Source organism: Candidatus Woesearchaeota archaeon (assembly GCA_016180285.1).
Classification (GTDB): domain Archaea; phylum Nanobdellota; class Nanobdellia; order Woesearchaeales; family JACPBO01; genus JACPBO01.
In genome coordinates, this window is record JACPBO010000011.1 from 1 (window position 1) to 23,000 (window position 23,000).

Here is a 23,000-nt window from a genome sequence, read left to right on the forward strand (position 1 = left end):
ATCTTTGTTTTTCTTCTATTACCTGCAAAAAGGTTGTATAAAGCTTAGTAAGCATATCAATTGAGTTAATGAACATTCTTTCATTTTTTGATATGTCCGAGCTAATCTCTGAAGTAGGAACAAGCCCTGTATAAAATAATCTGCCATAGTAAATTTTGCAAAATATCATGGCTGCCCGTTCAAATGTGGCATCATCTTGGCTTAGATAGAGCTTTATAATACTGCCTGATTCGAGTGCAACTAAACTTGAGCCATACTGGTCATTAATTTTCCTTTCTTTTAAGCTGGTTCTAAGTGATTTTTTTCTATAAGCTCCGCCTTTTTTAATAAACTTTTCACGCTTAAACAAGCTTTTCTCATCATCAGACATAGAAAAATTCAAAGGCCTAAGCATTTTTTGTATTCTTTCATAATCAAACTTTGAGCCAAATCTTATATAAGCTTCCTGTTTATCAGGGCATACTACAATATACTCAAGATGTTCAGGCAGATTATTTTTATCAAATGCATATTTTTTATAATCTGCGTTTAATTTTGACAATCTAGTTTCCTTGAAATCCGGGTTTTCATGTAATTTTTTAGTTCTGACCAATTCCTGTATCTTTCTTAAAAAGTCTGTCATTCTATCTTCAAATAATTCAGGAAATATCAGCTTGAATATGGGCTGATATTGCGCAAAATAAACTTTTCTTATATCTCTTCTAAAAAGAGCATCTTGGTGTATTCGTGTAACTAGCCCTATTGCAGCCTGCAACCCCTCTTTCAATCTTCCATTTTCTGCAAGATTGAAATAAGGCAATGAAATAGCATAGTCTTCAATTGTTAGCGCATGGGTATTGTCCAAATAAAGTTCAGTTATATCTGAACCTCTTTTAGTTTTTAGCGCTTTTAAACTTATTTTCTGATGCAAATCAGCAGAATGCAGCAAGTCCACTATAGCTTCAGTATTCAAGGGGTCCTTAAAATAAAATAGCACATCTTCTTTTTTTATTGGCATGCATTTGAGCAAGCTATAAGCTGGCAGATATGATGTAATTCCGTCTAAAAGCATTGTGCCTGTAAAGTTTGTGTTCTTGAGAAGTGTGGTTTTATGCGCAGGATCAATGGAATGCAAAACATAATCCGCTATTGCTCCCAATGCGACATCTTCTAAAGCCCCAACATCATAATTTACTTCCTGCTTTTCTAATCGCATCGAAATTGAACCATCCAAAGGTGCCGGTCCTCGAACAAAGATTCGATTTATTTCCCTGGTTTTTTTACTTTTTGCAAGTTTTTCGACTTCGGAAAGTACGTCCACAAGCGTTTTTTCAGCCATAGTGTCTGTTAATACTATTGAATATATAAAATTTTCGTTTACTAATCATTTATAAGTGATTACAAATATAGAGTTAGTGGATGTTAACCAGCAATGAAAAAATATCATTGAATTAACGCCAAAAACACAAAAACCAAAAGCCTTAAATAGAACCACTTACTTACCTTTTCTAAGCTTTTTGATCTTAAAAATAAAATCAGGGGGGAAATAAAATGGCAAACCAGCAGATACAGCCGATCTTTATTCTGCCTGAAGGCAGCCAGAGGACAACTGGAAGAAACGCGCAGAGGACAAACATAATGGCAGCCAAGTTAGTTGCTGAAACTGTAAGGACAACTCTCGGCCCGAAAGGAATGGACAAGATGCTTGTTGACAGCTTAGGGGATGTTGTCATAACAAATGACGGGGTTACAATTCTTGAAGAGATGCAGATAGAGCATCCTTCTGCAAAAATGCTTGTTGAAATCGCAAAAACACAGGAGAATGAAGTTGGCGACGGGACAACAACAGCAGTTGTTATCGCAGGAGAATTATTGAAGCAGGCTGAGGATCTGCTTGACCAGGAGATTCATCCTACGGTTATTGCCCGCGGCTACAGGCTGGCTTCTGAGAAGGCAATAGCCATCCTGAACAATATTGCTGAAACAATTGATGAAAATGACGCTGAAACATTAAAGAAGATCGCAATAACGGCCATGACTGGCAAAGGCGCTGAAACAGACAAGGAGCATTTATCAGACATTACTGTCAAAGCAGTGAAAGAAATTGCTGAGAAAGAAAATGGCGATATAATAATAGACATTGAAAACGTAAAGCTTGAAAAGAAAGTCGGCGGAGCTGTTGAGGATACTGAGTTAATACAGGGTGTTGTCCTGGACAAGGAAAAGGTTCACTCAGGAATGCCGAGGCTGATTAAAAATGCAAAAATCGCTTTAGTTGATTCTGCATTGGAAATAAAAAATACCGAAATTGACGCCAAAATTGAAATATCAGACCCTGAAAAAATGCAGGCATTCCTTGATATGGAAGAGAATATGCTCAGGAAGATGGTTGGCAAGATAGAAAGCTCCGGAGCAAATGTTGTATTCTGCCAGAAAGGCATTGATGACATGGCGCAGCATTTTTTATCCAAGAAAGGAATTTATGCTGCAAGAAGGATAAAGCAAAGCGACATGGAAGCTTTAGCGAGAGCAACTGGAGCTAAGATTGTCACGAATTTGGACGAGCTAAGCAATGATGATTTGGGAAATGCAGGGATAGTTGAAGAAAAAAAGATCGGAGATGAAGATATGACCTATGTCAAAGACTGCAAGAATCCCAAGTCCGTAACTATTTTGATCAGAGGCGGAACAGAGCATGTTGTAGATGAAGTTAAAAGGGCAATGGAAGATGCTATCGGCGACACAGCAGCTGTGCTGAGAAGCAAAAAGATTGTGGCAGGCGCAGGCGCAGTTGAGATAGAGCTTGCCCGTGAGTTAAGGAAATACGCCGAATCATTGTCCGGAAGGGAGCAGTTGGCTGTCAATGCATTTGCAAATGCTGTTGAAGTCATTCCTAGAACGCTGGCAGAGAATGCCGGGATTGATCCAATTGACATTTTAACAGAGCTTAAGGCAGCTCATGACAAGAAGCAGAAATGGGCAGGAATTGATGTTTTCAAGGCAAAGGTTGTTGATGCCTTCGAGCAGGGCGTTATAGAGCCTTTGAAGATCAAAACACAGGCAATAAGCTCAGCTTCAGAAGTTGCAGTAATGATATTGAGGATCGACGATGTTATTGCTGCAGGCGGCGGATCTAAAGGGCCTTCAATGCCTCCTGGAATGGGCGGCGAGATGCCTGAATACTAGTTTTATTTTTTTACATTTTCTTTTTAAAAAATTAGATGCAAATTTAAGAAATAATCAACCTCTTTCCAGTATCCTCACCGTATCATCTATTGAATTCTCATCTATCCAGGAATTATCACCTGCTTCTTTTGCCATCGACTCTTTTTTATATTGTTGCGGTGCTTTCCATGCTCTTCTTTGCGTTATATTGCTGCGCTTTTCAGCAACAAATTTCTTTGCAGCATCTAGCCCTTCACTCAGGATTATTTCGATAATTTCCTTATCTGCTTCGCTAATCTCAATGTCCAAATCATCTAAAAAGCCGTTCCGACGGAAATATATGTTTATGTTATGCTTATAATTGACAATTATGCTCATTTCATGCGAGCATTTTTTTATTTCACCGTCAGTACAGTCATGTGGCGACGTCTTAGCGTGAAAAAAATATGTTGCCAGATCCTTATTCGCATATGGTTCTTCCATGCGGGATTAGAAGCGAGGATATGCTTATATTCTTTTCTATTTTGACCATTTTGAAGTATTGCGTAGGAAGATTTTGTTCTATAAATCTCAAAACGAAATCTTTATATACATTTACCCCTTAATTCCACAATAATTAGATTTTATAATGTCAAAAAGAGGTGTTTAGCATGGCTGAGGAAAATGAGGATTATGATCTTATGCCGCATCGCGAACTGATGAATCTTAAAAGGCAGGTTGATGAGATCAAGCAAAATCCGATTGTAAATGCTCCGTCAGGAAAGGAGCTGATGAATTCTGTGAATGACCTTAACAGGTCAGTTGGCGGCTTGCTGGAGCTTTTCAAGTCTGCAACAGATGAAATGAGGCTGGAAGATAAAGACCAGGATCTTGCTGTAAGGAAGATCGACCCTATTCTGGAAAAGCTTGACAAGGTTATTGAGCAGAATAAATTGATTGCAGAAGGCCTGGTTTCAATATCAGACATGATTGAGGATTTTATTTCAAAGCAAGGCGGATCTAAGCCTCAAGCGCCGCCGCCAATTCCAAGAATGAATATTGAATCAGAAGAACTGCCGGCTTTCAGCCCTTCACTTAGGGAAGCGCCGTTTGGAAGCCAGGCTCCAAGGCCAATGGACATTTCAAACCTTCCTCCACCGCCAAGTTTCGGGCAGCAAAAGAAAAGGCCATTTGGATTCTAAGATGAATTCTGATGAAGCTATAAATGCAAGCATAAACAAAGCGAGAATAAAGCATTTTCTCAGGCATTTATATAAGGCAGGCGCTAAAATAAAGGAAAGGGAGAGGTCAAGAGAAGGCTTAAAAAGGCATATTTCAAAATTAAAAGCTGTGAAAGAAAAGCCAGTATTCTTGGCAGAATTAAAAAAACTTGAAAACAAAATATTTGATGTTGTTGAGAAGGAAAAGAGTGTTCTTTACAACCAGCAAAGGGAATCTGCTGTTGTAAACCAATTAAAAGACAGGATTGCTTATCTTGAAAATGAATTGAATCTGCATAAGGAAATTAAAGAAAGAAAAATATCTGCTGAAGAAGAGTTTGCCAAACAGGAAACTGCTGAATTAAGGTCATTGTTAAGGGCGCTTGAAAGAAATTACCATAAGATAAAGGGCAGGGAGAAGAGCAAGGAGAAATTAAATGCAATAAAAGCAAGGATTGAAGAAGTGAAAAAGAAGATAAAGTTTCTAGAGTGAGTTTAATTTATTCTAGCACCTTTCTTTATGATATCATAATCTCTTATAAAATTAAACTTTAAAAATAAATTTAAACAGGCTGTAAATCATTAATCACCCATTTCCCATCTTTTTGAGACATGTGGCCTTTATCTAGACAATGCTGCCTGATATATGCGGAGATTGCCATATAGACCAAAGCACCAGTATATCCAGTTGTCATTGCAATGTCTCTTACTGTTCTGTCATTATCATAAAGAAACTTAATGAACCTGTTGTCTTCTGCAAGCTTGAATTGAAGCGTTGAGAATATTTGCTCATCAAATTGGTATTCGTCCTGTTCAGGAAATTGAATGTCTAAATAATCCCGGATATTTTCATCATCTTTTAAGAAATCATCAATTTTGCTCTGCATATGGCAAATTTTATTTCTGCCTTTTCTAGTTAAGCTGCACAAGCCACATCGTTCTTCCAAAACTTCATTTCCGACACCCTCGTTTAAAACTCCAACTATGTTGATGCTTGTCTTAAATCTAAAATGTTTTCTCATGATATCATTCCATATTTTAGGTCCTGGTGCACCTTCAGGCAGTTCCATTTAAATCACCTCCTATTAAACATCCTTTGCCATCACAGTGTTGCGGCCATTGGCTCTTGCCCTTTTGCATGATTCTGTGATCAGCTGCTCGACCTTTGCGCTCAGCGCAGGGGCATAGTCAACTGATATGTTTATTATGGCTTTTTTAGCGCCTTCCTTCTGCATCTCCTTTGCGAACTTGTCAGCAACTTCCTTTATTTTTGTTTTGACAACGATTTCAGTCATTATTATTACCTTTTAATTTAACATACATCGTATGTTTAAATAGTTTCTTATTATTGATGGTAAATATTATCATGATGGTCGAGCTCTTCAAATATGACTTTCTTTTCCTGCTCATTTACAGAAAATAAAAGAATGAAACTTTTGTCCATATGCACTCGCTTGAGATGCTGCATTGGCGCTTTAAGGTTTTTATAATGCTGCGGATTTTGAATTACTTCCTCGATTTTTTTATGTATTATTTCAAGCTGCTTGGGGTTTTTCTTAGAAATTTTGCTTAGTTTTTTGTCTAAGCTGTCTTTAATGTCAAAAGAGTACATATTAGCTCATGCCATATCTTTTTCTGAAATTCTCAAGAGTGCCAATTTTTATGGTTTTCTCTTTTGCTACCCTTTTCATCCTTTCTATGAATTCGGGCCTTAGTTCAGGCTCTAAAAGTTCTCCCCCATAATCAGCTACAACCTTTTCTATAGCTTCAGATTTATCTTTAAGGTTATACCTCGCTTTTACAATATTCAGTATTTGGTTTACACTTTCCGAAATTTGGATCATTGCCTGCACCATATACATCACCTATATTTAATATATATGTTGAGTATATAAATGTTTTGCTTTTAGAATCACTTGTGCGCAAACCAAAACACAAACTTGTCCTTTTCTTTTTTATCCAGCCTGCAGAATGCAAACCTTTCAAACTGGACAATCGTGCCTTCGCCAAGATCATTTACTGATTTTTCTGCAAGCCCTTTTTTAATTGATCCGTCATCCATAAGAATTTCTGCATTAACCAGATCTTTCCCGGCAGCCAGCCAGTGCATTATCCTCTCGCCTCTATCCTTGTATTTTTCGTATTCCAACGATTCAAAAACAAATCTATCTTTTACTTTTTTAAAATTAAGGCAGTCCATAAGCCTGTACAGCTTATTTTCCTTCAATTGCCTGAAATCATCATTCGCAATGTAAAATTCAGTGTACGTGTTAAATTCCCTTGCGCCTCTCTCCTTGAAATCAGGATGCAGGTCAAGCTCGCAGACTTGTATCGGCGCTTTTTCTATTTTTATTTTCTTAGGGTCTTCCACAAAAAAGTACCTGTTCGCTTCTTTTTCAATCAGTTTCCTGTTTTCAGAATAAAGAATATCAACCGGAACTGTTATTTCACTCTGCGTCATGCCGAAGCTCAAAATAAAGTTTCTTATTGCTTCGGGCTTTATGCCCCTTCTTTTTAAAGACTGCAGGCTCCATGTTCTTGGGTCGTCCCATCCCCTGTATTCCCCGGACAAAACTTCCTTGCTGGACTTTGATTTGCTTATCTTCACCCCTTCCAATTTCAATAATCCAGTATGTATCAAAACAGGATGCTGCCAGCCAAAAATATCCCAGATAAACTTCTCCATTTCGCTTTCAATCATCAGCTCTTTTCCTCTTATAACATGAGTCACACCCAGAAGATGGTCATCAATGCCCCACGACAGTTCAAGCATTGGCCAGACTTTGTATTTTTTTCCAACTTTAGGATGCTCTCTTTCAGAAATCCTGAACAAAACCCTGTCCCTGAATGCAGGATTTGGATGCTGCATTGAGGTTTTCAGCCTTAAAACTGCCTCTCCTTCTTTGTATTTTGCCAGCATGTTTTTCCATTCTTTAAGATTTTCCTGCGCAGATGCTTTTCTATGCGCGCATTCGTTGCTGTTTTCCCTGTTCTTCCTTAATTCTTCTGCCGGGCATAAGCAGACATATGCTTTGTCCTTTTTGATCAATTCCTCTGCATATTTGTAATAAATGCTTAATCTGTCTGACTTGTAGATTATGCTCGGCTCAAAATCAATGCCAAGCCATCTTAATCCTTCTGGAATAAGGTCAAATGCCTCTTTGATCAGCTGCTTTTCCTCTGAGCCGATTGTGTCGTCAATGATCATCAGTAATTTTCCTTCGTATTTTTTTACGTATTCATCATTAAGTATTGCCGGCCTTGCATTGCCAATGTGCAGCGGCCCGGACGGATAAGGCGCGAGGCGCATGACAACTTTGCCCATTTCTGCTTTTTCAAGGTCATGCAGCCCTTTTTTCACATTCTCTTTTTTCTCCAGCAATTCAGGAGCAAGGACTTCAAGCTCTTCTCTTATCTTATCCAAGCCCATTTTGCTGATCTTTTTTATAACTTCAGAAGTCTCCTTTGCTATTTCCTTGATCTTTGGCTTAAATGCAGGATGCTCTGCAAGAACTTTCCCAATAACTGCCCCCTGGCTTGCTTTTCCTTCGAATTTAAGGGCATTTTGAAGCGCGTATTTGTAGACTGATTGCTTTATATCCATAGTGTTTTTGTTTTTATGGATATATTTAAAGTTTGCTATAAATTGTTTATTTGTGGGTTTTGTTGATTTCTATTCTCAATATATTTTTAGTAAATCATTTATAGAAGTCTTATGTGGTTTTACTTCAGAAATTATTAATGTAATTTTGGTAGATCTTATTGTTAAACAAGATGTCATAGGGATTTAGAGTTTTGTTATAAGATCCCTTATAATCTTTGTTATAATGCCCAGCAGATTTAATTACATCTTCTAGTGTACTACAGCTTCCAACAAAAGTTTCAGCACTAAATGATGTGTCTCTTAATGCTTTAAAAATCTCCAAGAATCTTCCAAAATCAATTGTATTTTTTACTCTTAAACGAGAGGTTCCTGCTCCATATCCACGTTCAAATCCTGCAATAAAAGCGTTTCTAAAGTGAGGATAAATTATATATTTTGTATTTTCGCCATCATTTTCAAAAAGCGAAGATACTACCGTCCTTAAACTTATTGGCCCTTGCATTGCGCTATTTTTTATTGTTTCGTATTCTCTTTTTTGCAATTCTATTAGCTCTGATTCTGAAAAGTCATTAGCATCGCAAGAAGCATCAAAATCGCCAAATCCCAGCTTTACCTTGCCTGTTCCATTATAAAGGATCATGTTGCCAACGTGAGCATTGCTTCTTTCATTATCGCAGCTCCATGTTTGGCCGCTTCTATCCATGAGGCTTTTTAATTGTCCTACAATAAACCCCATATCAGAATATAAGTGTGTGATATTTATAACTGCTCTTTCTTTTTCTGAATTTCTCGAATATCTTCCATCAGGAAGCTTCTTGTTAAAAAGATTTTCAATTAAAAACATAAATTCATCTAATCTTGTATCGCCTTCCACCTTGATAATGGAAGCAGAGAAGCTCTCTCCCTTCACTTTTGTAGGATAATGCCAGTATCCTTCGCAGGTCATTAGAAGATCAATGCCCTCATTTCGCAAGACTGTATTAAATCTGTCTGACATTTGCTTTTCAAATTCAGCTGACTGTGTCGGTTGGCCCCCAAAAACTTCAAACTCTCTCCTATTGAAATTTATAACTTTGGGATTTTTAGGGTCTAAAGAAACTCCTTTCAGTTTGTATAAAGTACCGCTATCATTAACTAAAACTGACCTCCGGCCACTCCAGATTCCCGGTATAGTGTCATTAGGATTTCCGGGGTGTTTACTAAGATGTTCGTCTATTTCTTTGTAGTCAACCGAATCCGCAATAATTAAATCATCATCGCCTCTTTGCTCAAATGCATAAACCGAGTCAGGCATAACTACTCTGGGGATCTTTAATTTTTTCGGTATATCGCTATCTGATTCTAATTTTCCATTAGTTACTTTCAAAAAATTTCGGTCTCTCTTGATTAAAAGCTTCATAAAATGATTTAAATAAGCGCATATTTATAAATCTTTCTATTTTTACCCTTAAAAAGTAGTTACAAAAGATATGCTGTCTTTAAAAATGTCAGAATTTTCCATCCAGTTTTTGACTGGTGGCAGAAAGCCAACTTTTGTTGTATGTAAAAAATTCTGAGCATGCTCAAAAACCACCTGATGTGATGGAATGTAGCTAAATGCCACCCCTCTATGGTGAGTGGTTTTTGACAGAAAATTTATTAAATAACACTTCATTTCCGGCATCAAAATGGATTCTGAAGCTGCTGGGGAAAGTGAAAGACCTAGAGAAGAGAACCTTGCAGAGAGAATACTAAAAGAGCATCAGGTTCTTGATCTCAATATTGGAAAAGGGATCAAAATAGAAGCCGGAGACCAATTCTTTGGCATAGCGCAGCCAATAATCCAGGATGGAAAGCTGGTTGAGCCAATGTGCGGCATCATCCCCAGGGGCATTTTAGAAAGCTACATGGACAAAAAAGGCATGACTTATGGCGTTTTTGAACTTTTAAAAAAAGGTAAAATCGGATTAGTGGATTTGAAAGGTTTGCCGCCAAATATTTCTCTACATGATTTTGGCTTTGGCAGGTACAGATTTAAGATTACAGAAGTTTTAGAGGAAAAGATAGAAAAAATAGGCCATGTATTCTGCGCCAGAGTTTTAAGCGAGGAAAAGACAGGCGTTAAGCATACGCACTATAAGAAAGAAGTTAAATTTTTAACAGAAGTCCCTGAAAAATTTAGAAAAATATGGCTTACTGCAAAAAAACCTGGAACAGATGATGTTTATTATGTTTTAAGGGGCAATGATGAAATTGAGTGGAAAGGGATTGAGAGAGGAGACAGCTTCAATGCAACATTAACGAATTACAATGGATCGGGCAAGCATGATTTTGAGATAAAACAATTCAATGAATTTGGCTATATTGGCCATGTAAAGCCAGAAGACAAAAATCATGAGTTTAAAACAAATTTTGATTACAAAATGCTGCGTACAAATCTTGTTTATAGATTTGTAACTGTTCATGTGATGCCTCCGGGAGAAAGATTGCTGCGCAAATTCTACTGCATTCCGCTGCATTTGGTAAAAGGCATTGATGCAGCTTATGCGAGATATGAGCCTGCTAAGCCTTGTTTTTTTCGATAAATATTTATATTAAGGTTTTTTGAGTGTATATATGCCTTATGATGTTGTTCTTGGAAGAAGCGAGGAGGATAGAAAACACTTTGGTTTAAAGGGAACAGTATTTCTCGGAAAGCAATATGTCAAGATGGGCCAATTAACATCACTATCAAATCCAATTTATCTTGATGTTGCGAGGAGCCATGTTGTTTTTGTATGCGGCAAAAGAGGTTCCGGAAAGTCCTACTCGATGGGCGTTATCGCAGAAGGCATATCTGACATGCCTCAGGAAGTAAGGCAGAATCTGAGCATAATAATGCTTGACACAATGGGCATTTACTGGACTATGAAATACCCAAATCAGCAGGATGAAGAATTATTGAAAGAGTGGGGTATTGAAGCAAAAAGCTTAGATGTGCAGATTTTCACGCCAGTTGGCTTTTACAAGGAATATAAGGAAAAAGGAATTCCAACAGATGCTCCGTTTTCAATAAAGCCTTCTGAATTAAGCTCAGTTGACTGGTGCACTGTGTTTGATGTCAAGACAACAGACCCAATAGGAGTTGTAATAGAGCGCAATATAAATTTGCTTGCAAAGGAAAAAGAGAATTATTCGCTGAAAGACATTACGCAGAAAATAAAAGAAGATGATGAAACTGACTTGAATGACAGGTATGCTGCGATGAACCGCTTTATGAATGCCGAAGAATGGGGATTGTTCAGCGAGGAAGGAACGCCTTTAAAAGATCTTGCAATTGCAGGCAGAGTAACAGTTCTTGATGTAAGCTGCTACGCAACAGTCCCAGGAAGCTGGAATATAAAATCATTGGTTATAGGGCTTGTTGCGCAGAATTTGTTCATACAGAGAATGACTTACAGAAGAGGCGAGGAGTACAAGTCAATACACAAAGCAATGCATTTGTTCAGCGAGGAAGAGGAAAAAACAGAGATGCCGCTTGTATGGCTGGTCATTGATGAAGCGCATGAATTTTTGCCGAATAAAGGCAAGACAGTTGCAACTGACCCCTTAATTACAATATTAAGGGAAGGAAGACAGCCAGGCATTTCATTGATTCTGGCTTCTCAGCAGCCTGGAAAGATCCATACAGATGTGATGACACAGGCGGACATTATAATAAGCCACAGGGTAACTGCAAAGATTGATGTGGATGCCCTTGGAACATTGATGCAGAGCTATATGAGAGAAGGCCTGGACAAATTTCTTAATGACCTGCCCAGAGTGCAGGGGTCTGCCATTGTTGTTGACGACAGCAATGAGAGGATCTATCCTATGAAAATAAGGCCAAGGTTCACGTGGCATGGCGGGTCTGCGCCGCAGGCGATAAAGGAAGAGAAAAAGATATTTTGATGATTTAAGGTGATTTTTATGGTGTTAATAAGTATTGGAAATGCAATTCAGAAGTCGGCTATTTTTTAGAAGGGGACTTAATCACATAACTCTTTCTAACACAGATTCAAACCTTTTTGGATCTCTACTTGCTGTTGCTTTTCCGAGATTTAATGCATCATCAAGACTTAACCAACCAAGAACATCATCGCTATTTCCTTTCTCTTGAAGTCCAATTCCATCAAAGAGCGGTAGTGCTTCATATAATTTATAATCTCCACCATATGAACCATCCCGTAAAACTATGCTTGTACTGAATGGGCTACATTCTCTGTAACCTCCTACATCTAATTGTACGCCTCCCCATTGTGGATGTAACACAGCATATTCAGCCCAATTTGGATCCACTCTCTGAAGTTCTCTGATTGTATGTTTCCAATTTTCATATGTTTCATTAAGTCTTTCTTGGTTAAGTAATCTTTGAGCATGATTTGGTAATCCATATTGTTTCAAGGCATCAATAAAATTTAACATAAAGCCAATTCTATCTTCACTTTCATAATGTAAGTTATCTACTGCAGTTCGATACTCGCCATTTGTTTGTCTTCCTTTATGACTTATTGTTAATTGTTTATATGCTCCTTGAAGAAATCTACTTCTATCATAGGTTTTTAATTTACTCATTCTATCACTAAGTTTTTCAACCAATTGATCTTTCATATTATCAATAATAATCAACATTATGTATATAAATGTTTTGGTTATTTATCACCCCCTGGTTAATAAACAAAAAGTCCCTTCCCTTGATTTAAATTCGTCGTTTGTTCTTTCTATTGGAAATGCCTTTAATTTTCTAATATAATCGCCAAAAGGACAAATAAACAAATTGCTTCCAACTCCTATTGCGGGTGCTTCAAAACCATTTTGGCGCAGTATAAGGCTGAGTATACAGTAATCCAAATGGCTTTTATGATTTGACATGTAAATTATTCTAGATTATATAGCGGTGTATGAACCATTCTACCCTACCTTCTTGACTTGCATAAAAAGAATGGTCGTAATCATCTGTCAATTTGCTTACATCAGCTTTATTGTCCGGCATCAAGGCAGAGAAATAAAGGCTGCTTTAAAATTTTTTCTATTGGCAGTTACTTTCGCCTGTCCATCTTCAGTTCAGCTTCGCTCGGGCCGTAAGTCATGGAGATGATCGAAGCAATGAACATCAGTATGAATAACAGCAGGAATGTGAAGCTGAACGATTCTCCGATTGCATCTGCAATTGCCTCATAATAGAACACAACAATGAAAAACCCGATTATGCTCGCTGCCATGAACGTGCCGGATAACGGAGCAATAGGCCTCTGGATCCATGATTTCTCTTCAACCATAAAATCACCTCTTTATTTGGTTGTTTTTGGCTTTTTAGTATTTATATCTTTTGTTTATTTCAGAATTTGCTAACCGATATTCTGACCTAAAAACTGCGGGTAATCTTTAATTAGAAAATCTACTTGCTCTTTGGTTATATAAAGATTATAATTCTCATCGGTTTTGTAGTGTGTTAAAAAAGAATTCAATTCAGAGCGCAGAGCAAATGCTTCTCTTGTTATTGGTTTTCCTAAATCGAAAGCTGAAAAAAACTTATCAATAGACATTGGTCCATCTGAATGTAGGATCTTCCCAACAAGAACTAATGGCCCTCCATCGATTACATCTTTGACAAACACGTCTGATTTATCTCCACCGTAAAAATGTGTTTTGCAATATCTCTCAGCAAGCCCTTTAAGCATTTCATTTTTTTCCCGAAGTGGCCTGAAAAATTCTTTCCAATCTATCTCATCCATTTTACCATACACCTTTTTATCCAAACTTGACAAACTTCAAGCCATTAACCTGCTTTCTGGCTTTTTCAAGCTTTTTATTGAAATCATCCATGAATTCCGTCATCTTTTTGCATGCGATCTCTTTTATCTCGCCGCTCAGCATTTTCCCTGATTCATAGTCATCATGGATCTTTTTCAGCTCTTTATCATCTTCAACTAAATGATATTTCAGCAGCTCGAAAACCATGTCTTTCTCTATAACCGCTCCAAGCCTTCTCTGCTCTTCCAAAGTATCTCTGCCGCCAGTCAATGCCTTCTTTATTTTACTGCATGCGGAACTTGCATCTTCAGGCAGTTCTATCATGCTGTCGGGATTGGATTTTGACATTTTTAGCGAGCCGTCTAATGCAGGCATAAACTTGTGATACAATGAAGATGGCGCAAAGAACTTCTTTTCCTTAACTCTTGCTACAATGTCTCTTGTCAGCCTTAAATGAGGATCCTGGTCAATGCCGACAGGAATTATGCCGGGCATTCTTTCATTTATTTGCGGATAAAGAATATCTCCAACCTGCGTAACAGCAGACATTATCCTACCCGGGTCTGCATTCCCGTATATTGCTGTGAATTCATTCAATGTAATTTTTTTTGCAAATTCATAAGCCAGATGAACAACATCCTTGTTTTCTGACTGGAAGTAAAATATTGTTTTTTTTGGGTCTAAGCCAAGGGCAATGTAAGCCGGAATGTGAAAATTCAATGCTCTTTTTTTGGCTTCTTCCAGAGGAACGCCTCTTGCAGCAGCTGATTCCAAATCTGCAACCAAGATGAATGTTTTTGCGCCGTGATCCTGGAAATACTTGATGTTCTCAACAACCATCTTTGTTCCGAGATGGATCTTCTCAGCTGTGGGCATTATGCCTGACAGGACATAAAATGGCTTTTTTTCCTTTATGCATTTGGAAATAATGTTAAGATCCCTGCCTGCAAAAACTATGCCTCTCCTCATCAGCCTGTTTGGATCTGGGAATAGACCTAGATCAAACGGCTCCAATCCGAAGTCTTTAACGATCTTCGAATAGTCTTCAGGGAGTTCGCTTCCGTAAACGTCTATGATTTTTGACATTGGTGATCACTTACAGGGCTTATTATTTAAAGTTTTCTTAAAATAGTCTGCTAAAACTTTTCCGCAAACTATTGATGATGTAAAAGGATAACCGGGGAACCTACCACCATTTCTTGAGCCATCTGCCTTGCACTCCCCAATTGCGAAAAGGTCTTTGCAACCTGTGGCTTCTCCCAAATTATCTGTTTTAATGCCCCCAGCAGTGTAATGTGCCGTAGGTGTGATCTTAATTTTTCCGTCAGTGCCTGCAAAATAAACTTCAGAGCCTCTTTTCATATAAGCAGTTATTTGTCTAAGGAGTTGATCAAAAATTTCATGATACTTGTTGTTTCTGACCAAATCACGGGTTTCTTTGTCAAAAACAAAATTGCCTTCAGAGTCAATGAATTCACCCTCTCTGGTTTCGTTTCCAATCAAGATTTTTCTTCCTTCATTATATCCAAAAGGATGAATAAAAATGCAATCAGTGTTGATTATCTCGCTGCCATTCTTTCTGACAATATCAAAAATATTGTAACTTTTGTATCTGAAATTATTGGTATATTCAAAAGTTCCTGCATACCCTCCTGTAGCCAAAACAAGGTATCTTGCTCTTAATTTGATATCTCTGTCTTTTTTTATGAAGTATACATCAAACAAGTCATTACTCTTGGCAAAATCCATTAGGTTTGCTTCTGTTTCAAATGAAGAAATGTGTTGCTGGAGTTTTTCTAAAATCATTCTTCCGCCCTTTTTTCTACCTGAGGGAATTACCCCAAAACTTCTATGCTCAAAATTTATCTCAAGCTCTTTAAACAAACTTAAAACAAGATCTGCTCTGGAATAAATGAATCTCATTCTTTTTTCATCTTCGCCTAATTGTGTTGTGCTTTTTTCAATTATATCATCTAGTTCTTTATTTTTAGGCACTCTGCAATGGCCAAAGCTCATTGACGACGTATTTGATAAGAGCGTCTTTTGTTCAGTACAAACAAGATATTTAATATGCTTCTTTTCCAGTTCAAAGGCCAAAACACTTCCGGCAATACCGCTGCCAATAATTAAGACGTCATATAAACCATGCATGCCAGCGATAATCACCGCTTATGATTTTCATTCCCTTTTCCTCCATGTTTTAAGTCAGTATGACTGATTGAATTTAGATATTTTCGGCACATCCTGGCATAAAAAAGGGTGCAAATTGACTCACTCGGTTCATAAAAGAAATCCGCTGCAATGCCTAAAAAAGAGCCATCTGCACCGCAATAATAGCTGGATGGATCCGGTACAGTCCAGGAAGAATCTCCTTTTGGTGGCTCAATCTTTATCAAAGGGCATACTTTATCCTTCACTCTACGTTCCAATGTTTTCTTTTCGTTTTCGTTCATGATGTGCATTTTAATTTTCCTCCACGCTTTAAGTCCGTGCGACTTTGATTTATTGTATATGGGGACTCCTAAATCCTGAGGATTTGTTAGCCTTCATCTCGGTGCAATATCAAAAACTAAACTGATTATTGCATGTTCTCCATAGCAGTTATCGTCTAAATGATTGTCCAATGCGCTTTTAACTTCTTGTTCTGATGAGTTAGGGCTTAACTTGTATCTTGTCAGTATGGCTTCAAGTTCTTTTTCTCTTGCATCATAAGTGCGTCCCCTTGCTACAACCATACCAATATCCCTTAGTTCATCTCCCAAAATGGGGTGTTCAATCTGATAAACTAAAACAGAGTACCTTTTTGGTTCATATTTCATTTTCTTTTCCTCCATTGATTTTATATGGGGACGTTGGGATTTGAACCCAAATTTACCGGTCTGGAGCCGGCAGTGATAGCCGAGTTATACTACGTCCCCAAAAAGCAAACTCGGCATAAAGATCAGAAGAATTATCGCCAAAGCCAAGACTCAAAGAACATAGATCTGATTAACAGCTGATTTTTATTATAAATTTGTATAGTTTTATCTAAGAAAATGTCCTTAACTCCACCGACAATCACTTTTGTGAGTCATATGAATTGGAAATATGGGCTACTATTTAAATATTTCTTTTATTACTGCCAACGAGTTCTCTTTTTTCTTCGGGAACACAGCAAGGCTGATCTTTATATGATAGCAGTTTCCTGAGTCAGTAATGCAAAACTCGTCATTAAACAGCTTTTCCTTGTCCAGCCTTATGAAGAAATTAAGATCCTCATCTGTTCTCGAATCCGCCTGCTGCATTAAAAGCTCTTTTTGATCTTGCGTTAATTTAGAATTTAAAAATTCCAGAAATCCGTTAATATGCCTGTCTTTGATCAGTGTTACTTCAAATATTTTTATGATCCTCTCATTAAATCCAGCCGCATTCTGCTTGTTTAATGTTATTTTTTCTTCTTCAATTTTGAAGGGGATCAAAGAGATTAATTTACTCAGTATCTTTTCAGGATCCTCTCTTTCTTTTGCAAATACGCTGATTTTGACTGAGTTTGCGAGTTTCATCAATAATAAAAAACAGCATATATTTAAATAACTTTATACTTTCCGCATCTTATGAAGCACAACCTTAAGATCACCTTATTGCTTGTCTTGTTTTTCTTCCTTGCCCAGATCATCGGCCTGGCAGTTACGAGCCAGTATGTTCATGTACAGCAGACCAGCTATTTCAATGAAACGCTGAATGAAACTGTAATAATAAAAAACATAACTTACGCAGAGCTGCCTGCAGGCATTGAAAGGCCTGAAATTGAGCCGAGCGCATCAGTCATTTACATAGGCGCAGCAATCCTTGTTGGAACAATCATCCTGCTTGTCCTGATAAGATTCAAGAAAACAAACTGGTGGAAACTATGGTTTTTCTTTTCTGTACTGCTGACATTGACAGTTGCATTTGCCGCTTTCATAAATGCATGGCTGGCATTCTTATTAAGCCTTGTTTTGTCAATATTCAAGGTTTACAGGCCGAATATTTACATCCATAACCTGACAGAGCTTTTCATCTACGGCGGAATAGCTGCTATTTTTGTTCCGATAATGAACCTTTTTGCTGTTTTCATTCTGCTGATCCTCATCTCGCTCTATGACATGTTTGCAGTATGGCAGAGCAAGCACATGATAACAATGGCAAATTTCCAGACAGATTCGAAATTGTTTGCAGGATTGTCTATCCCTTACAAAAGAATCAAAGAAATAAAAGCTGAGAAAGCAAAAGGCGAAGCTAAAAAAGTAAAGATTGCAATTCTTGGAGGAGGCGATATTGCATTTCCCTTGCTGTTCGCAGGCGTTTTACTGCAGCAATTTTCATTTTTTAAAGTTTTGATAATTCCTGTTGTTGTGTCAATAGCGTTATTCATGCTTTTTGTGTTTGCGAAAAAAGATAAGTTTTACCCGGCTATGCCTTTTTTGACAGCAGGATGCTTATTGGGATATCTGATTATGAGCATAATTTAAGATGATCAAAGCAATAATTTTCGATCTCGGCGGGGTTTATTTTTCTCCAGGCACAGAGATAGCTTATGAAAAACTGGTCAAGGAATTTCCTCATATCAATTCAGAGAAAGTGCGCCTCATAATGAGAGGTGGAAAGCTATCGAGAGGCTACAAATCAGGCAAATACTCTAAAAAAGAATTCTGGAAAAAAGCAAAGGAACTGGCTGGACTGAATTTTGACGATAAAAAATTCTCAAAAATATGGAATTCTTCTTATACGTTAAATACAGATGTTAAAAATATAGTTATAAAGTTAAGAAAAAATTACAAAATAGCCGTGCTTTCCGGAAACATAAGGGAGAGAATCAGATTCTTAAACAAAAAGCATGGTTTTAAAAAGAATTTTGATGTGATTGTGTTTTCTTACATGGTTGGCGCAAGCAAGCCAAAATTGAAGATTTACAATGAAGTTCTTAAAAGGCTTAAATCAAAGGCTGATGAGTGCATCTTTATTGATAACAGCAGGAAAATGCTGAAGCCTGCAGAAAAACTGGGAATGAGAACACTTCTTTTTAAAAATGCCAAACAGCTTAGGAAAGAACTGTGTTTTTTCGGCATTAAAATTTAATTTATCTCCTTTGCATGCACTGGCTTTATGAGAATTCCCTCAGGCCTCTTTTCAAATGCTCCATAGTCTCCTGGCTCAATATGGTAATCCTTCAATAGCTGATCAGGAAATCTCATGATGGTTGAATCCCCTAAAACGCCAAATTTCCTGATCAATTTTCTTCTGCCAGCCTTTATGTCAAATTTTATTAATTCGCTGGATGTGAAATACTCTTCACCGCATTTAGGGCACTTCAGGCAGTTTAGTGCAATTCCTTCTTTTACGCATTTGGCCATCTTAACATCTGTTCCGCATTTATAGCACGTTTTCATAAACTTTCTCATTTTCTTTTCGCCTCCGGTTTTTCAGTTGTTAGTTCTGAGAAAAGCTTACGCTTTTCTGGAACCCCCAGAAAACTTCGGTTTTCTGATGGGTTTTATATGAATCAAAATAATATTCTCGTGCTCAACATAAGATAAGCACAGGCATTTCCCTCTGAACGGGTAAAACACATTATACTTGTTCTGCTTCTTTGATACCAATATATGCTCTCCTTCGTCCAACACATCCAAAACAAATTCTATTGGCTTGTTTAAATTATCAAATTCTTCCTTAAAATGCCACGTAAATACCAGCAGCTTGCCTTTCCAGTATAAATCTTCTAATATTATCTTTATCACCCAATAGATATCTAAAGTAAAGAAAAGATATTTATAAACCTTTCGCTTTTTCTGACTTTTCTCCTTCTTAAAAGCCTCTTTTGTTTTAAATTCATGCAAATCCTCTTTTTATATGAATTTTCATTAAAAAATCGAACTCTGGGTTTAATATTTTTTATTTTTTTGAAATCCCTAAACCAATCTCTGAAACCATCTCGATAGTCAACCCACTCATCGTAATAATCATCAATAAACAGATTGTATCTTATCAAATCTTTTGGAGAAATAGTTATGTGTGGAGTGACATAACCGCTATGCCTCCTGTCTTTTTTTGTTACCATCGGAATACCTCCGAACACCCTTCGCATTGGCCACTTGCTAAGCAGACAAAGCGATTGCTTCCTATGGAAGCATAGAATGTTCTTATGATATCCGATGTTTCTGTTGATGAGTCATTTTATACCCTTTAGTTTAAGTGGTTGTGATTTAAATCTTCCTATTTTCTAGATTTAAGCCAATAATCAGTACAAATTCAGCGTCTTCTGCCTGTTTGTAGCAGAATAAGAAACAGGATCAACAGCCAGGCCGTCAGTCGCAGCTATGACCTGAACATTGGTTTTCCTCTGCATCTCCCTTGCCTCATACATTGGATCGGCCTTGATCATCTTTGCTCCAAAATGCGTTATTATAACCAATTTTGGCATGACTTTTTCAACTATCTTTACAGCGCCGTCTATGCTCAGCCTGCCAGGTTCCTCAACTCCTGAAGGATTCTGGACATTGATTATAAGCACATTTGAGCCTTTGCACTGCTCTATTATGTCTTTTGAGAATTCTGTATCTGAAATGTAAGACAATACAAATTTCGGGGTGAAGAACTTATATCCAAGAGCTTCAGGATCAGAATGCTTCAGCCTTATTGGCTTTATTTCAATATTTTCTATTGCAACTTTAGTTTCCCTCTCCAGTACAATGAACCTCTCAAGGCAGCTCTTATGAAATTCAGTAAGCGGAGTTGTTATCCCTTCTGCGCCATTAATTAAAGTTTTATTGCAGACCAGGACTCCTTTTTTGTCCAGTCCTGAATATGTCATTGCCGCTATTACTGCATTAATGTCATTGCAATGGTTAATATGGGCATGAGAAACAAGCACAGCCGTATTGTCCCTTACATTGATGCCGTACTGCGCTGCTGCCAGCAATGTTCCTGGCCCGGGATCAACATGGAACTGGAAATCATCTAACTGCAGTATTATGCCGCCGGATCCCCTGATCTGCTTTCCGTATACCAGGCTTTCGCCTGCTGTCCCGAGGAAAATTATGTTGTATGGCATTATTACCCCCAAACACAGCTAATAGGCAATAAGTTTATTAATTTTTCTATTGTTTTGGGCTTTAATGAGTTTTACTTATTTCTTTTTATTTCTTCGCCGTATAAATTCATAAAGCCATAATGAGATATTTCATTAGGCAAATTTTCTTTATTTATTGGAACAAAGTTTTTAAATTCTTCTTCAAATGGTATGAACTTTTCTGCAAAGAATTTTCTATATTCTAAAAGTAGATGATGCCCCTTTTCTAAAAGATTTATTTTTTTTGATTGGTGAATGCTATTAATATTCTCAAATATTCTCCAGTTATATCCTTCACAATTTACTCTAATCGGCGTTTCACCAAGATAAGATTGAATAAAGACCAGAGTCTTTCCGCTACATTTTATGCCATCCATTTTTAATAAGGATATATTTAGATCAAGAATACTTTCTTCAAGCATTTCCACAGAATCTTCTCGTTGAATTATTTTTTTGTTTGCCCTTATTTTTTTAAGCATCTCGTTCTCGTCATGTAATAAAATGGCATACCACTTATTGTTTATATTTGACAAGAAACTATATCCAAAAGAACGATTATGAATTCTACCATTTTTATCAAGAAAGACATAATTTACATCTTCGAACTCTAAAACAGAACTTCTAGAATTTTTTTCTATAATGCCTGTTAAAACTGCAAAATTGTATTTAAACAGATCATCTGAAAACTGACACCCGCATTTTATTTTATCAACTAAGCCATCCTTTGATGAATTTTTTTCTACTCCGATCAAAACCATATATTCTTTTTCAGGTATAGCTCTGTCACTCTTTTCTTTGGGCAATACTTCCGGAGGAGCAGTTCTTTCTATTACTTCTGTCAATACAGGCATATTTAATGAGAATACGCTTAAATTTAAAAATCTTTCGAGAATTTCTCATAAATAAAACCGAAAGGTTTATATAAGTGTATGTTTTTAGCATACATATGGCTGTTAATAACATACAATTTACAAGGATCGAGATCAAGATAGCAAAATACATTTTTAAGCACTATAAAGACAGGCGCAATGCCAGGCAATTGGCCAGAATCCTAAACATTAACCATGCTCATGCGAATAAGCTGTGCAACCTTCTTGCAGAAAAGCGGCTTTTGATTAAGGAAGAAATAGGAAACTCAGCTTATTTTTCATTTAATTATGAAAATAAATTAGCTGTTAAATTCATGGAATATGTGTTAAGTTTGGAGGAAAAAGAGTTTCCAAAATGGCTTATTGTTGTTTTGCACAGCTTGAAAAAATTCATGCCTTATCTTGAGATGGGGCTCGTTTTTGGATCCTCAATAAAGACCCGTGATTTTAATGATATTGATGTCTTGCTTGTGTATGACGAAAAAGAGTCTAAGAAAATCAGTAAAATTAAAGAAGAAATAAGAAAGTCCCAATTAGTGGAACAGCCAATAAGATATGCGGATGTAGCTGAAAAGGACATGCTTCTGAACAAAGGCGATAAGACCTTCTACAGCATTATGTCAGACAGCTTAATATTTCATAATCCTGAAAAATATGTTGAGGTGGTTAAAAAATGCCGCAAATAGACAATCATCTGAAATGGTGCCTAAAGGATCAGCGAAGGCTGATGAAAATGTCAGAATTTTCCATCTAGTCTTTGACTGGTGGCAGAAAGCCAACCTTTTTCATATGCGGAAAATTCTGAGCATGCTCAAAAACAACCTGATGCGATGGAACGTAGCTACATGCCACTCATCTATGATGGGTGGTTTTTGACACAAAATCAGATTTGGATTTGGCGCAAAAACATTTGAAGAAATCAGAGTATAATTATGGTGTTTTGAAGACTCTTGAGAACTTAAAGATATATGACTGGGCCTTGAATGTCGGTTTTTATGCGATTTATCATTGCTTTTTAGGGATACTGTCAAAATACGGCTACGCATCACAGAATCAGGCATGCACGATAACGGTGCTTCTTAAGCTGATAGAAGAAAAAAAGCTAAATCTTGACAAAGACATTGTTATGCAATTTGACACGCTTGATGTTGAGGAAAACTTGGCTGCTTCCACTGTAAGAATGGAACGGGAAATCTCAACTTATGGTGTAGAGACAAGCATTGATGTGAAACAATTAAAGAAAATGAAAGAACTGATTTTAAAATTACAAAGGGAAACAATCAGGATTTTGGCAGAATAATCTGCAAAACAAAAAACTATATAAAACATGAAATAATCTTTCTTTT

At 37.1% G+C, this 23,000-nt stretch carries 31 protein-coding genes and 1 tRNA gene; 9 read left to right on the top strand and 23 right to left on the bottom strand.

All coding sequences use genetic code 11. From position 1 onward, the window contains the following. Positions 1-1,195, bottom strand: a 1,195-nt coding sequence (locus HYU07_03075) for a hypothetical protein (protein ID MBI2129199.1), incomplete at its 3' end; no start/stop codon positions are given. A 335-nt stretch (positions 1,196-1,530) separates the two neighbouring features. On the opposite strand from HYU07_03075, the gene HYU07_03080 reads away from it, so the two are divergent. Further along, positions 1,531-3,165 (top strand): TCP-1/cpn60 chaperonin family protein, encoded by a 1,635-nt coding sequence (locus tag HYU07_03080; protein MBI2129200.1) that lies wholly within the window; start codon positions 1,531-1,533, stop codon positions 3,163-3,165. A 54-nt stretch (positions 3,166-3,219) separates the two neighbouring features. Here HYU07_03080 and HYU07_03085 read toward each other — a convergent pair whose 3' ends face one another. Beyond that, on the bottom strand, positions 3,220-3,627 hold the full coding sequence (locus HYU07_03085) for a hypothetical protein (protein ID MBI2129201.1): 408 nt from the start codon (positions 3,625-3,627) through the stop codon (positions 3,220-3,222). Positions 3,628-3,794: 167 nt separating this feature from the next. On the opposite strand from HYU07_03085, the gene HYU07_03090 reads away from it, so the two are divergent. Together HYU07_03090 and HYU07_03095 are read left to right on the top strand one after the other, a co-directional pair. Next, positions 3,795-4,325: a hypothetical protein gene (locus HYU07_03090; protein ID MBI2129202.1), complete on the top strand. Its 531-nt coding sequence runs from the start codon at positions 3,795-3,797 to the stop codon at positions 4,323-4,325. Between the two features lies 1 nt (position 4,326). Beyond that, positions 4,327-4,836 (top strand): hypothetical protein, encoded by a 510-nt coding sequence (locus HYU07_03095; GenBank protein MBI2129203.1) that lies wholly within the window; start codon positions 4,327-4,329, stop codon positions 4,834-4,836. A 70-nt stretch (positions 4,837-4,906) separates the two neighbouring features. Here the strand turns inward: HYU07_03095 and HYU07_03100 are convergent, their stop codons facing one another. The 6 genes from HYU07_03100 to HYU07_03125 form a co-directional block, all read right to left on the bottom strand. Continuing rightward, positions 4,907-5,413, bottom strand: a complete 507-nt coding sequence (locus HYU07_03100; GenBank protein MBI2129204.1) for a hypothetical protein — start codon at positions 5,411-5,413, stop codon at positions 4,907-4,909. A gap of 15 nt (positions 5,414-5,428) precedes the next feature. After that, complete coding sequence (locus HYU07_03105; protein MBI2129205.1) at positions 5,429-5,638, bottom strand: hypothetical protein; 210 nt, start codon at positions 5,636-5,638, stop codon at positions 5,429-5,431. A gap of 50 nt (positions 5,639-5,688) precedes the next feature. Then, a complete protein-coding gene (locus HYU07_03110; GenBank protein ID MBI2129206.1) occupies positions 5,689-5,955 on the bottom strand; it encodes a hypothetical protein in 267 nt (88 codons plus the stop codon). A gap of 1 nt (position 5,956) precedes the next feature. Further along, positions 5,957-6,199: a DUF2683 family protein gene (locus HYU07_03115; protein ID MBI2129207.1), complete on the bottom strand. Its 243-nt coding sequence runs from the start codon at positions 6,197-6,199 to the stop codon at positions 5,957-5,959. Between the two features lie 56 nt (positions 6,200-6,255). Continuing rightward, positions 6,256-7,947: a glutamate--tRNA ligase gene (locus HYU07_03120; protein MBI2129208.1), complete on the bottom strand. Its 1,692-nt coding sequence runs from the start codon at positions 7,945-7,947 to the stop codon at positions 6,256-6,258. A 124-nt stretch (positions 7,948-8,071) separates the two neighbouring features. Beyond that, complete coding sequence (locus HYU07_03125) at positions 8,072-9,346, bottom strand: hypothetical protein (GenBank protein ID MBI2129209.1); 1,275 nt, start codon at positions 9,344-9,346, stop codon at positions 8,072-8,074. Positions 9,347-9,614: 268 nt separating this feature from the next. Here HYU07_03125 and HYU07_03130 point away from each other — a divergent pair, with 268 nt between their 5' ends. Both HYU07_03130 and HYU07_03135 read left to right on the top strand, forming a co-directional pair. Beyond that, complete coding sequence (locus HYU07_03130) at positions 9,615-10,511, top strand: hypothetical protein (GenBank protein MBI2129210.1); 897 nt, start codon at positions 9,615-9,617, stop codon at positions 10,509-10,511. A 31-nt stretch (positions 10,512-10,542) separates the two neighbouring features. After that, positions 10,543-11,856 carry an ATP-binding protein gene (locus HYU07_03135; protein MBI2129211.1) on the top strand — a complete coding sequence of 438 codons (1,314 nt, stop codon included), beginning with the start codon at positions 10,543-10,545 and terminating at the stop codon, positions 11,854-11,856. An 81-nt stretch (positions 11,857-11,937) separates the two neighbouring features. Here HYU07_03135 and HYU07_03140 read toward each other — a convergent pair whose 3' ends face one another. The 10 genes from HYU07_03140 to HYU07_03185 all read right to left on the bottom strand — a co-directional run bounded on the left by HYU07_03140 (position 11,938) and on the right by HYU07_03185 (position 17,240). Beyond that, complete coding sequence (locus tag HYU07_03140) at positions 11,938-12,555, bottom strand: hypothetical protein (GenBank protein MBI2129212.1); 618 nt, start codon at positions 12,553-12,555, stop codon at positions 11,938-11,940. Between the two features lie 48 nt (positions 12,556-12,603). Then, the gene (locus HYU07_03145; GenBank protein ID MBI2129213.1) at positions 12,604-12,816 is read right to left on the bottom strand and encodes a 1-acyl-sn-glycerol-3-phosphate acyltransferase; all 213 of its coding nucleotides are present in this window, start codon (positions 12,814-12,816) and stop codon (positions 12,604-12,606) included. A gap of 167 nt (positions 12,817-12,983) precedes the next feature. After that, on the bottom strand, positions 12,984-13,223 hold the full coding sequence (locus tag HYU07_03150; protein MBI2129214.1) for a hypothetical protein: 240 nt from the start codon (positions 13,221-13,223) through the stop codon (positions 12,984-12,986). A gap of 69 nt (positions 13,224-13,292) precedes the next feature. Continuing rightward, positions 13,293-13,679 (bottom strand): hypothetical protein, encoded by a 387-nt coding sequence (locus tag HYU07_03155; GenBank protein ID MBI2129215.1) that lies wholly within the window; start codon positions 13,677-13,679, stop codon positions 13,293-13,295. A 16-nt stretch (positions 13,680-13,695) separates the two neighbouring features. Continuing rightward, the gene (gene trpS, locus HYU07_03160) at positions 13,696-14,784 is read right to left on the bottom strand and encodes a tryptophan--tRNA ligase (GenBank protein MBI2129216.1); all 1,089 of its coding nucleotides are present in this window, start codon (positions 14,782-14,784) and stop codon (positions 13,696-13,698) included. 6 nt (positions 14,785-14,790) lie between these two features. Next, positions 14,791-15,849 carry an FAD-binding protein gene (locus HYU07_03165; GenBank protein ID MBI2129217.1) on the bottom strand — a complete coding sequence of 353 codons (1,059 nt, stop codon included), beginning with the start codon at positions 15,847-15,849 and terminating at the stop codon, positions 14,791-14,793. Between the two features lie 11 nt (positions 15,850-15,860). After that, positions 15,861-16,160: a hypothetical protein gene (locus tag HYU07_03170; protein MBI2129218.1), complete on the bottom strand. Its 300-nt coding sequence runs from the start codon at positions 16,158-16,160 to the stop codon at positions 15,861-15,863. Between the two features lie 84 nt (positions 16,161-16,244). Continuing rightward, positions 16,245-16,517 carry a hypothetical protein gene (locus HYU07_03175; GenBank protein MBI2129219.1) on the bottom strand — a complete coding sequence of 91 codons (273 nt, stop codon included), beginning with the start codon at positions 16,515-16,517 and terminating at the stop codon, positions 16,245-16,247. Between the two features lie 25 nt (positions 16,518-16,542). Continuing rightward, a tRNA-Trp gene (locus HYU07_03180) sits at positions 16,543-16,616 on the bottom strand. Positions 16,617-16,793: 177 nt separating this feature from the next. Beyond that, positions 16,794-17,240 (bottom strand): hypothetical protein, encoded by a 447-nt coding sequence (locus HYU07_03185; GenBank protein ID MBI2129220.1) that lies wholly within the window; start codon positions 17,238-17,240, stop codon positions 16,794-16,796. 51 nt (positions 17,241-17,291) lie between these two features. On the opposite strand from HYU07_03185, the gene HYU07_03190 reads away from it, so the two are divergent. Together HYU07_03190 and HYU07_03195 are read left to right on the top strand one after the other, a co-directional pair. After that, positions 17,292-18,188 (top strand): hypothetical protein, encoded by an 897-nt coding sequence (locus HYU07_03190; protein MBI2129221.1) that lies wholly within the window; start codon positions 17,292-17,294, stop codon positions 18,186-18,188. Position 18,189: 1 nt separating this feature from the next. Further along, entirely contained in the window at positions 18,190-18,795 is a 606-nt protein-coding gene (locus HYU07_03195; GenBank protein MBI2129222.1) for an HAD family phosphatase, read from the top strand. Here HYU07_03195 and HYU07_03200 read toward each other — a convergent pair. The 5 genes from HYU07_03200 to HYU07_03220 form a co-directional block, all read right to left on the bottom strand. Next, entirely contained in the window at positions 18,792-19,118 is a 327-nt protein-coding gene (locus HYU07_03200) for a zinc ribbon domain-containing protein (GenBank protein MBI2129223.1), read from the bottom strand. The genes HYU07_03195 and HYU07_03200 overlap by 4 nt on opposite strands. Before the next feature lie 45 nt (positions 19,119-19,163). Next, positions 19,164-19,454 carry a hypothetical protein gene (locus HYU07_03205; protein MBI2129224.1) on the bottom strand — a complete coding sequence of 97 codons (291 nt, stop codon included), beginning with the start codon at positions 19,452-19,454 and terminating at the stop codon, positions 19,164-19,166. 11 nt (positions 19,455-19,465) lie between these two features. Next, positions 19,466-19,774, bottom strand: coding sequence for a hypothetical protein (locus HYU07_03210; GenBank protein MBI2129225.1), 309 nt, complete (start codon positions 19,772-19,774; stop codon positions 19,466-19,468). Positions 19,775-19,954: 180 nt separating this feature from the next. Further along, the gene (locus tag HYU07_03215; GenBank protein ID MBI2129226.1) at positions 19,955-20,767 is read right to left on the bottom strand and encodes an MBL fold metallo-hydrolase; all 813 of its coding nucleotides are present in this window, start codon (positions 20,765-20,767) and stop codon (positions 19,955-19,957) included. A gap of 71 nt (positions 20,768-20,838) precedes the next feature. Beyond that, complete coding sequence (locus tag HYU07_03220; protein ID MBI2129227.1) at positions 20,839-21,636, bottom strand: hypothetical protein; 798 nt, start codon at positions 21,634-21,636, stop codon at positions 20,839-20,841. A gap of 95 nt (positions 21,637-21,731) precedes the next feature. Between HYU07_03220 and HYU07_03225 the strand changes: the two genes are divergently transcribed. Both HYU07_03225 and HYU07_03230 read left to right on the top strand, forming a co-directional pair. Then, positions 21,732-22,340 (top strand): hypothetical protein, encoded by a 609-nt coding sequence (locus HYU07_03225; GenBank protein ID MBI2129228.1) that lies wholly within the window; start codon positions 21,732-21,734, stop codon positions 22,338-22,340. Positions 22,341-22,519: 179 nt separating this feature from the next. Continuing rightward, positions 22,520-22,954, top strand: coding sequence for a hypothetical protein (locus tag HYU07_03230; GenBank protein MBI2129229.1), 435 nt, complete (start codon positions 22,520-22,522; stop codon positions 22,952-22,954). Positions 22,955-23,000: the final 46 nt, after the last annotated feature.